The organism is uncultured Dietzia sp., from assembly GCF_937873725.1.
Taxonomy (GTDB): Bacteria; Actinomycetota; Actinomycetes; order Mycobacteriales; family Mycobacteriaceae; genus Dietzia.
Map to the genome: position 1 here is coordinate 1 of NZ_CALMYY010000096.1, position 10,365 is coordinate 10,365.

10 protein-coding genes are annotated in these 10,365 nt (G+C 69.9%); 8 read left to right on the top strand and 2 right to left on the bottom strand.

The features are described from left to right. Together Q0444_RS09795 and Q0444_RS09800 are read right to left on the bottom strand one after the other, a co-directional pair. The coding region (locus Q0444_RS09795) for an inositol-3-phosphate synthase (RefSeq protein ID WP_299023107.1) at nt 1–977 on the bottom strand (977 nt) is incomplete at its 3' end. Next, a complete protein-coding gene (locus tag Q0444_RS09800) occupies nt 974–1,525 on the bottom strand; it encodes a PadR family transcriptional regulator (RefSeq protein WP_291083268.1) in 552 nt (183 codons plus the stop codon). The genes Q0444_RS09795 and Q0444_RS09800, both read right to left, overlap by 4 nt. 286 nt (nt 1,526–1,811) lie before the next feature. Here Q0444_RS09800 and Q0444_RS09805 point away from each other — a divergent pair, with 286 nt between their 5' ends. From Q0444_RS09805 to dnaB, 8 genes are all read left to right on the top strand, one after another. Further along, complete coding sequence (locus Q0444_RS09805; protein WP_291083295.1) at nt 1,812–2,210, top strand: DUF5318 family protein; 399 nt, start codon at nt 1,812–1,814, stop codon at nt 2,208–2,210. Nucleotides 2,211–2,316: 106 nt separating this feature from the next. After that, nucleotides 2,317–4,563 carry a transglycosylase domain-containing protein gene (locus tag Q0444_RS09810; protein ID WP_299023110.1) on the top strand — a complete coding sequence of 749 codons (2,247 nt, stop codon included), beginning with the start codon at nt 2,317–2,319 and terminating at the stop codon, nt 4,561–4,563. A gap of 22 nt (nt 4,564–4,585) precedes the next feature. Then, the gene (locus tag Q0444_RS09815) at nt 4,586–6,169 is read left to right on the top strand and encodes a glycosyltransferase family 87 protein (RefSeq protein ID WP_291083274.1); all 1,584 of its coding nucleotides are present in this window, start codon (nt 4,586–4,588) and stop codon (nt 6,167–6,169) included. Beyond that, nucleotides 6,166–6,357: a hypothetical protein gene (locus tag Q0444_RS09820; protein WP_291083277.1), complete on the top strand. Its 192-nt coding sequence runs from the start codon at nt 6,166–6,168 to the stop codon at nt 6,355–6,357. The genes Q0444_RS09815 and Q0444_RS09820 overlap by 4 nt, the downstream gene beginning before the upstream one ends. A gap of 184 nt (nt 6,358–6,541) precedes the next feature. After that, the gene (rpsF, locus tag Q0444_RS09825) at nt 6,542–6,829 is read left to right on the top strand and encodes a 30S ribosomal protein S6 (protein WP_291083280.1); all 288 of its coding nucleotides are present in this window, start codon (nt 6,542–6,544) and stop codon (nt 6,827–6,829) included. 88 nt (nt 6,830–6,917) lie between these two features. Further along, complete coding sequence (locus Q0444_RS09830) at nt 6,918–7,490, top strand: single-stranded DNA-binding protein (RefSeq protein WP_291083282.1); 573 nt, start codon at nt 6,918–6,920, stop codon at nt 7,488–7,490. Between the two features lie 116 nt (nt 7,491–7,606). Then, nucleotides 7,607–8,059 (top strand): 50S ribosomal protein L9, encoded by a 453-nt coding sequence (gene rplI, locus Q0444_RS09835; protein WP_299023113.1) that lies wholly within the window; start codon nt 7,607–7,609, stop codon nt 8,057–8,059. 480 nt (nt 8,060–8,539) lie between these two features. Beyond that, nucleotides 8,540–10,363, top strand: coding sequence for a replicative DNA helicase (dnaB, locus tag Q0444_RS09840; protein ID WP_291083286.1), 1,824 nt, complete (start codon nt 8,540–8,542; stop codon nt 10,361–10,363). The last annotated feature ends 2 nt before the right edge of the window (nt 10,364–10,365 follow it).

A 10,365-nucleotide genomic window follows, 5' to 3' on the forward strand; every position in this document is an offset into this window, starting at 1 on the left:
CCGCGGTCCTTGGCGATCTTGGCGGCGCGGACGGCGTCGATGATGATGCCGGCCGAGTTGGGCGAGTCCCACACCTCGAGCTTGTACTCCAGGTTGATCGGGGCGTCGCCGAACGCGCGACCCTCGAGGCGAACGTACGCCCACTTGCGGTCGTCGAGCCACTCCACGTAGTCGGACGGGCCGATGTGGACGTTGCGGTCGTGGACCTTGTTCTTGAGCGAGCCCTCGAGGTTGGAGGTGACGGCCTGGGTCTTGGAGACCTTCTTGGACTCCAGGCGGTCGCGCTCGAGCATGTTCTTGAAGTCCATGTTGCCGCCCACGTTGAGCTGGTACGTGCGGTCCAGCGCGACGCCGCGGTCCTCGAACAGCTTGGCCATGACGCGGTGCGTGATGGTGGCGCCGACCTGCGACTTGATGTCGTCCCCGACGATCGGGACGCCCGCGCTGCGGAACTTCTCGGCCCAGACCGGGTCGGAGGCGATGAACACGGGCAGGGCGTTGACAAAGGCGACCCCCGCGTCGATGCAGCACTGCGCGTAGAACTTGTCGGCCTCCTCGGAGCCCACAGGCAGGTAGCTGACCAGGACGTCGACCTCCGCGTCGCGCAGCGCCTGCACCACGTCGACGGGCTCGGCGGCGGACTCCTCGATGGTGAGGCGGTAGTACTTGCCCAGGCCGTCGAGGGTGGGGCCACGCTGGACGGTGACGCCGGTCGGCGGCACGTCGCACAGCGCGAGGGTGTTGTTCTCCGAGGCGGTGATGGCGTCGGCGAGGTCCACGCCGACCTTCTTGCCGTCGACGTCGAACGCGGCGACGAACTCCACGTCGGCCACGTGGTAGCCGCCGAACTCCACGTGCATGAGGCCGGGGACGGTCTGGTCCGCCGCGGCGTCCTTGTAGAACTCGACGCCCTGGACGAGCGACGACGCACAGTTGCCGACGCCGACGATAGCGACGCGCACCTTCTTGTCGGTCATGGGGATTCTCCTTGTGATGGGTTCTCTGTCTGGATGAGCTCGTTGATCCAGCGCAGCTCGCGCTCGCTGGTCTCGAGCCCGAGCAGGGTGAGCTGTCGGGCGTACCGGAGTTCGGTCGGGCCGGTCCGGGTGGCGGCGTCGCGCTGGCCCTCGCGGCGTTCCTCGAGCACCCGCCGCCGACCCTCGAGGAGCCGGACCCGGGCGGGCCCGGGGGTGCGGTCGAAGAAGGCCAGGTGGACGCCGAAGCCGTCGTCGTTGAACGACGAGGCGCCGGGCTCGTCGAGCAGCGCCGCCAGGGTCCGGCTGCCGCCGGCGGTGATGCGGTAGGTCTTGCGACCGCGCCGGGCCGTGGCGGGTGGGCGGGTCGCCGTGGCCGCCGAGGCGTCCTCGACGATGTCCCCGTGTTGCTGGAGTCGGCGCAGGGTCGGGTACAGGGAGCCGAAGGACACGGTCCGCACCGTGCCGAGCATCTCGGAGAGCCGCTTGCGCAGCTCGTAGCCGTGCATCGGACGCTCGTCGAGCAGGCCGAGGATGGCCAGTTCGAGCATGCCGGCTCCCCCCTTCCGCGCGTCGATCCTGGTGGTGTCATGCGACGATCACCGATCTTACACCCTCTGATGTATCGGGCCGATATACCCGGCCGTGGCATCGGTGTGACGCGTCGCCGCCGCGGAGACCCGGGCGCGGACGAGCCCCCGCCACCGGAGCCGCACCGGCATCCGGCGGGGGTCGTAGGCTGACCACGTGGACCAGGCCGACTCCCGCTTCCCGCGACCCGGCCCCCCGCCGGGTCCGGGGGACCCCACCGGACGCGACGCGCTCAGGCGTCGACGGGTGGTGGACTTCGCCCTGCGCCGCCGCGGTGTCCTGGCGGACCTGCGGGAGGGCGCGCTGTCGCTGCGCGAGGTGTGCGACGCCGACGTCTACCTCCTGCGCGCGGCGGGGTTCCACGGGGTCGTCACCGAGACGGTCTGCCCGGTGTGCCGCAAGGAGAACCTCACCGCGGTGTCCTGGGTCTTCGGCGACGACCTCGGCACGGCCTCCGGTTCCGCGCGGAGCCGCGACGAGATCCAGCAGCTGGCCCTGACCCACGACGCGTTCACCGTCCACGTGGTGGAGGTGTGCCGGAGCTGCTCCTGGAACCACCTCGTGGAGTCCTACGAGGTGGGCCTCGCGCGGGGTGAGGGCAGACGCGTCCGACGGGCCGCGCGGGAGCTCCGCCGGCACAGCTGAGCCGCGGGAGTTCGGAGTGGAGCGCGATTTCGTACACAATGGTCGCCAGAGCACCGTCACCGGGGGTCGCCCGGACCGGTCGGATCGGCTCGCAGGAGGATAGAACATGTCGCAGAGTGGCAGGACACGTCGGTCGGCCGACGAGGACCACGGCGGGTCCACGGACCAGCGCGGCTGGCTCCGGCGTCACCCGATCTGGACGACCGTGATCCTCCTCGCCGTCGTCCTCCTGGTGGTTCCGCTCGCGATCGTCGCGGTGACCTACAACCGCACCGAGATCCCCCGCCCCGGCAGCGTCGCCACCAACCAGATCTCCGAGATCTACTCCAGCGACGGCACCACGATGATCGGGCGGATCGTCCCGCCCGAGGGCAACCGCACCCTGGTGGGGATCGACGCGATCCCGGTGCACGTGCGCAACGCCGTGATCGCCGCGGAGGACCGCAGCTTTTACACCAACGACGGGTACGACCCCACGGGCATCGGCCGCGCGGTGATCGGCCAGGTCACCGGCGAGTCGAGCGCCGGCGGCGGCTCGACCATCACCCAGCAGTACGTCAAGAACACCATGGTCGGTGACGCTCCCACCTACGAGCGCAAGGCCAAAGAGATCATCATCGCCGCCAAGATGACCAACGAATGGTCCAAGGACCAGATCCTCGAGGCGTACCTCAACACCATCTACTTCGGCCGCGGTGCCTACGGGATCGCCTCCGCGTCCACCGCCTACTTCAACAAGCCCGTCGAGAGCCTCACGGTGGAGGAGGGCGCCCTGCTGGCCGGGGTCATCCAGTCGCCGTCCGCGCTGGACCCGCTCAACAACCGGGCGGCGTCCGAGGCGCGCTGGAACTACGTCATGGACGGGATGCGGGACATGGGGGCGATCGACGCGCAGCAGCGCGCGATGGCGACCTTCCCGCAGGTGGTCGAGGACCCGATGGCGATCGAGCAGAACGTGGGCGACCCGACCAACGGCCCGATCCGCCGCCAGGTCCTGGCCGAGCTCGCCATGTCCGGGATCGACGAGCAGATGCTCAACACCCGGGGCCTGAGGATCACCACCACCATCGACCCCAAGACCCAGGCGGCGGTCGTCGGCGCGGCCCGGTCCAACATGCAGGGGGAGAATCCGGAGAACCGCACCGCGGTGGTGTCGATCAACCCGCGGACCGGCGGCGTGATCGGGTACTACGGCGGCGAGGAGGCCGAGGGCTGGGACTACGCCAACGCCCCGCTGCAGACCGGCTCCACGTTCAAGATCTTCGGCGTCGCGGCCGCGCTGGACCAGGGGATCGGCCTGGGGACCCAGATCTCCTCGGCGCCGGTCACCACCGGCGACGTCACCGTCACCAACGTCGGCGGCCAGTCCTGCGGCACCTGTTCGATCGCGCAGGCGCTCAAGCTCTCCCTCAACACCTCCTTCATCCGCCTGCAGCGGATGCTGGACAACGGCGCGAACGACGTGCGCGACATGGCCCACCGGGTGGGGATCCCCAAGGAGATCCCGGGCCTGCCGTGGGAGACCCTCAGCGAGCAGGGCGGGGACCCGTACGACGGCCTGATCCTGGGGCAGTACCCCATCCGCGTCCGCGACATGGCCACCGCCCTGGCGACGTTCGCCGCCGAGGGCGTCCACCACCCCACGCACTTCATCCAGAAGGTCGAGACCGCGGACGGCGAGGTGCTCCTGGACAACTCGACCCCCGAGGGCGACCAGGTGGTGGACCGGGACGTGGCCACCAACCTCACCTCGGCGATGGAGCCGATCGCCGCCTACTCCAACGGCCACTCGCTGTCCGGGGGGCGCCCGTCGGCCGCCAAGTCCGGCACCACCCAGCTCGGCGACACCGGCTACAACAAGGACGCGTGGTTCGTCGGCTACACGCCGTCCATCGCGACCGCGGTGTGGGTCGGCACGGATGACAACCAGCCGCTGTTCAACTCCTACGGCGGCATCATGTACGGCGCCACGGTGCCCGCCGACATCTGGAAGTCGGCCATGGACGGGGCCCTCACGGGCACGGACTGGGAGGACTTCCCCCAACCCGGGTACATCGGCGGGCAGGCGGGGGCGTCGCAGTGGGAGTCCTCGGGTGGTGGCTCGGGGTACACGGGCGGGACCTCCGCCAACCAGAATGTCGAGCCCGCGCCCACCTTCGCCCCCGCCCCCGTGGAACCGCCGCCCGCGCCGCAGGCCCCGGGTCCGCTGACGCTCAACGTCCCGGGCCTGCCGGAGATCGTGATCCCGGGCGCCGGGGCCCCGGTTCCCGCCCCGGTTCCCGCCCCCGCCCCCGCTCCCGCCCCGGCGCCGGTCCCGGACGGAGCCGGCGGGCCGGGCGAGGGCGGCGCCTGACCGAAATCCGGTGGACTAGGGTGTGACCGTGCAGAGTAACGGCCACCTCTCCCCCCTGCCGCTCGACGACGACCTCCGGTCCCTCGAGCCCCGGGACCGGGTCCGGCCCGGCGACGGGTCGGGGGCACAGGTCCTCGGCGCGTGGGGTGGGCCGGTCGGGCGGCACGCGGCGGTCGGCCGCCAGCGGTTCTGGACGCCGCTGCGCGTGATCATGGTGTTCACGGTCCTGTTCCTGGCGCTCGGGTTCCTCAGCAAGGCGTCGTGCCTCGAGACCACCTCCCCGACCGACGGGTCCGAGCCGGGCCTGAACTGGACCGGGCAGCAGTACTTCAAGGCCTGCTACGCGGATCCCCTCCCGCTGTACTCGGCTGAGGGCCTGGCGTCGGGCGCGCTCCCCTACAAGTACAGGTGGGTCACCGACGACGGAGTGGTCCGGTACATGGAGTACCCGGTGGTGTCAGGGATGTTCCAGTACGTCACCGCCCAGTCCGCGCAGGCCTGGCACGCCGTGGCCCCCGGCGGCCCGATCGAGGTGGTCAAGTACTTCCTCCTGGGCGCCGTGCTCCTCGCGATGGCGTGGATGGTCGCGGTCTGGGCCACCTACAAGTCGGCGGGGCGCAGGCCGTGGGACACCCTCCTCATGGCGGCCAGCCCGCTCGTCGTCTTCCAGGCCTTCACCAACTACGACCTGCTCGCCGTGGCGCTGGCGTCCGTGGCGCTGCTGCTGTGGGCGCGCAGGATGCCGGTCTGGGCGGGCGTGGCGCTGGGCGTCGGGGTGGCGGCCAAGCTCTATCCGCTGTTCCTCTTCGGGGCACTGCTGGTGGTGGCGATCCGCCGGCGGCGGTTCGCCGACCTGGCCAGGGCGGCCGCGGCCGCGGCGGCGGCCTGGCTGGTGGTCAATCTGCCGATCATGCTCCCGTTCCCCGAGGGGTGGAAGGAGTTCTTCCGGCTCAACTCGGACCGGCCCGCGAACCCGGAGAGCATCTACGCCGTCGTCCAGACCCTCACCGGCTGGGGCGGCTTCGACGTGGGCCGGGCGGCGGGGGAGGCCCCGTCGACCCTCAACGCGGTGTCCCTGGTGCTGTTCGCGCTCGGCTGCGCCGCGGTGCTCGCCATAGGGCTCACCGCGCCCCGGACGCCCCGGCTCGCCCAGCTGGCGTTCCTCGTCGTGGCGGTCTTCCTGCTCACCAACAAGGTGTGGAGCCCGCAGTACTCCCTGTGGCTGGTCCCGCTCGCGGTGCTGGCCGTCCCGCGCGCGCGGCTGCTGGTGCCGTGGATGGCCTTCGACGCCCTCCTGTGGGTCGCCCACATGCTGTACTTCCACGGCGTGGCCAACAAGGGCATCGGCCCCGAGGTCTTCCACCCGCTGGTCCTGGTCCGGGACCTGATGGTGCTGGCGATCTGCGTGGTGGTGATCGTCGAGATCTACCGCCCGCACCTGGACCGGGTCCGGATGACCCACCAGGGCGGCCCCGAGGGGCCGGACCCGTTGGCCGGGGTGCTCGCCGACCCCGACGAGCCGATGGTGGAACCCCCCGTCGGGGCGGGAGGGGACCACGACGACGAGGTGCGTCGGACCCCGACGGCCGTGGGCGCCACCGCATGAGCACCATCGGGATGATCGGGATGTTCCTGTGCATCCTCGTCGGCTTCATCTGCATGGTCACCGCCGCCGGGGGCTTCCGGGCCGGCTGGCGTCAACCCGTCTGGATCTCCTGGACCGTCGCGGCCTTCCTCTTCCTCACCGTGGTGCCCGTCGTCCTGGCGCTGACGATCGGCCTCCGGCACGGGTGACCCGGACCGAGGTCAGGTTGCTCGTGCGGGCGGTCGAGAAAGGCCACATCCGCCGGGACGACCCGGGGGATTTCGTCCACCGAGCTCAGACGGGGTAGCCTTACCGGGTTGCTGACGCAACGACCCTCCTGCCACGGAGATACCGTGGCCGAATCTGTGAGTCCACAGGAGGTGATGAGGTCCCGTGCGTCAATACGAAGTTATGGTCATCCTCGATCCGAGTCTCGACGAGCGCACCGTGGCGCCGTCGCTGGACACGTTTCTCAACGTGATCCGGCAAGAGGGCGGTTCGGTCGACAAGGTCGATGTCTGGGGCAAGCGACGCTTCGCCTACGAGATCAACAAGCAGACCGAGGGCATCTACGCCGTCGTCCAGATCAAGTCCGACCCGGACGCCGTCAAGGAGCTGGATCGTCAGCTCGGGCTGAACGAGAGCGTGCTCCGCACGAAGGTGCTCCGCGCCGACAAGTGACCCGGACTGTCAGACGGTCCCGGTAACCTGGGCGCAGTCGGTCGATCCGAATCACATCCACCTCAGCTCTCACACGGAGGACAAGCGCATGGCACAGGGCGACACCCCTATCACCGTGGTCGGAAACATCGTCGCGGACCCCGAGCTACGGTTCACGCCGTCGGGTGCCGCGGTGGCGAACTTCCGGATCGCCTCGACGCCACGCCGCTTCAACTCGCAGACCAACCAGTGGGAGGACGGCGAAGGCCTGTTCCTCACCTGCAACGTCTGGCGGCAGGCTGCCGAGAACGTGGCGGAGTCCCTCCAGAAGGGCATGCGCGTCATCGTGAACGGACGCCTGCGCCAGCGCTCGTATGAGACCCGTGAGGGCGAGAAGCGCACGGTGTACGAGGTGGAGGTCGAGGAGGTCGGCCCGTCCCTCAAGTACGCCACCGCCAAGGTGACCCGCACCAACCGCGAAGGCGGCGGGGGCGGGTTCCAGGGCGGCGGTCAGCAGGGTGGAGCCCCGCAGGGCGGCGGATTCCAGTCCGGCGGCCAGGCGCAGGGCGGTTTCGGTGGCGGCCAGGGCCGCGGTCAGCAGAACGACGACCCGTGGGGGAGCGCCCCGCAGGCCGGCGGCTCCGGTGGCTTCGGCGGCATGGACGACGAGCCCCCGTTCTGATCCCTGGGTCGATTCCCACGGGGCGCCCGGTGCGCCCCACCCCATAAGCATGAGACATGACCTCGCGAGAGTCCGGCCACGGTCGGCTCGTCGGAGGAAAGAAAGGTAGACGGATCATGAAGCTGATCCTCACCGCCGACGTCGACAAGCTCGGAGCTCCGGGCGACATCGTCGAGGTCAAGGGCGGATACGGTCGTAACTTCCTGCTCCCGCGCGGGCTGGCCATCGTGGCCACCCCGGGCGCCGAGCGCCAGATCGATTCCATCAAGCGGGCGCGCGACGCCCGTGAGGTGCGCGACTCGGACCACGCCAACGAGCTCAAGCAGAAGCTCGAGTCGCTGGCCGATGTCAAGGTCGCCGTGAAGACCTCCGACACCGGCAAGCTGTTCGGCTCGGTCACCGCGGGCGACGTCGCCGCCGCCGTCAAGACCGCCGGCGGTCCGGCGCTCGACAAGCGCTCAGTGCACATGCCCAAGGAGCACATCAAGTCCACCGGCGCCCACAGCGTCGTGGTGGACCTGGGTCACGACACCACCGCGCGGGTCGCGGTCGAGGTCGTCCCCGCCTGATCCGGCATGTAGGGCCCCGGTCGTCGCTCCCGACGGCCGGGGCCCTTGTCATGGCGGTCGGCGGGGCGGCGTGTGGACGACCTGTGGATAACGCGGGTGCCGTCCACCGTGCGTGACGGGTTCGTGATCATCACCGTTCATCTTTCGTTATCTCTTGCGTCGCCGATCCGGCCGTGGTAATCACCGTTCTCCACGGACCGGGTGGTCCGCTAAGGCGACGGTGACCAGCGGTTTTGACGGACCCGGGCTGGGCATTCCACGGGTTGTCCACAGTGATACACGCGTTGTCCCTGCGTAACGGTGGAGTTTCCACAGTTGTCCACAGGAGCCCACCAGCGATTGTGGAGAACCCTGTGGATAACCTCCAGGGCTGGCACCGGGCGTGTCGCCGCGGTGCCCTACAGTGAAGGGGTCGCGCGGACCGGCGGGGCGGCCCGGTAGGGCGGGAACGCGTGAAGTGCGGAAGCGAGAGGGGTAGTCATGGCGCAGGGGGGATACAACGGTCCCGGAGAGATGCCGCCTCCGCCCGACGAGGGCGGCAGCGCCGAGTTCGGGCGCACCCCACCGCAGGATCTCACCGCGGAGCAGTCGGTGCTCGGCGGCATGCTCCTGAGCAAGGACGCCATCGCGGACGTGGTGGAGGAGATCCAGCCCGGCGACTTCTACAAGCCCGCGCACCAGGCCATCTACGACGTCGTCCTGGACCTTTACGCCCGTGGCGAACCCGCGGACGCGGTGACCGTCGCCGCCGAGCTGGAGCGCCGGGGTGATCTGCGCAGGGCCGGCGGCGCGACGTATCTCCACACCCTCATCTCCACCGTGCCGACCGCGGCCAACGCCGGGTACTACGCGGCGATCGTCTCCGAGAAGGCGATCCTGCGCCGCCTGGTGGACGCCGGGACGCGGATCGTGCAGTACGGCTACTCGGGATCCGAGGGGGCCGACGTCACGGAGGTCGTGGACCGGGCCCAGGCGGAGATCTTCGAGGTCACCGAGCGGCGGACCACCGAGGACTACGTGATCATCGAGGAGCTCCTGCAGCCCACGATGGACGAGATCGACGCGATTCACACCGCGGGCGGTCTCAGCCACGGCGTGCCCACCGGTTTCGCCGACCTCGACGCCGTCACCAACGGTCTGCACGGCGGTCAGATGATTATCATCGCCGCCCGCCCCGGCGTGGGTAAGGCGCTCGCGCTGGACACCATGCTTCCCACCCCGGGGGGCGTGACCACGATGGGCGAGGTCGCGGTGGGCGAGAGCGTCCTGGGCTCCGACGGGCAGCCGACCCAGGTCGTGGCCGTGACCGAGGTCTGGCGGGACCGGCCCTGCTACACCCTGCGGTTCAACGACGGCGCGGAGCTCGTCGCGGACGCCGAACACGAGTGGCGGATCGAGATGGGCGGCACCCACCAGGTCGTCACCACCAAGTCGCTCGAGACGCTGATGCTGGTGAGCGACTCCGGGATCCTGATTCCCGAGGACCCGGCCTCCGGGCGCGCCGATCGGGTGATCATCGACGTGAGGGTCGCGGCGAGCGTGCCGGTGAGGTGCATCGAGGTGGCCGCCGCCGACCACCTGTACCTGGCCGGCCCCACCGCCATACCCACCCACAACTCCACCATCGGCCTGGACATCATGCGGTCGTGTTCCATCAAGAACGGGCTCACCTCCGTGGTGTTCTCCCTGGAGATGAGCAAGACCGAGATCGTCATGCGTCTGATGAGCGCCGAGGCGCGCGTCAAGCTGTCGGACATGAAGTCGGGCAAGATGAGCGACGAGGACTGGACGCGGATGGCCCGGCGGATGGGCGAGATCTCCGAGGCGCCGCTGTTCATCGACGACTCGCCCAACCTCACCATGATGGAGATCCGCGCCAAGGCCAGGCGGCTCAAGCAGAAGCACGACCTCCGGCTGATCGTGGTGGACTACCTGCAGCTGATGTCGAGCGGCAAGAAGGTCGAGTCGCGCCAGCAGGAGGTCTCCGAGTTCTCCCGTCAGCTCAAGCTGCTGGCCAAGGAGCTCGACGTGCCGCTGATCGCCATCTCGCAGCTGAACCGTGGCCCCGAGCAGCGCACCGACAAGCGGCCGCAGGTCTCCGACCTCCGCGAGTCCGGCTCGCTGGAGCAGGACGCCGACATCGTCATGCTGCTCCACCGGCCCGACGCCACCGAGCGCGACGATCCCCGCGCCGGCGAGGCGGACCTGATCCTGGGCAAGCACCGCGGCGGCCCCACCTCCACGATCACCGTGGCGCACCAGCTCCACTACTCGCGGTTCGTCGACATGGCGCGGGGTCTGTAGGT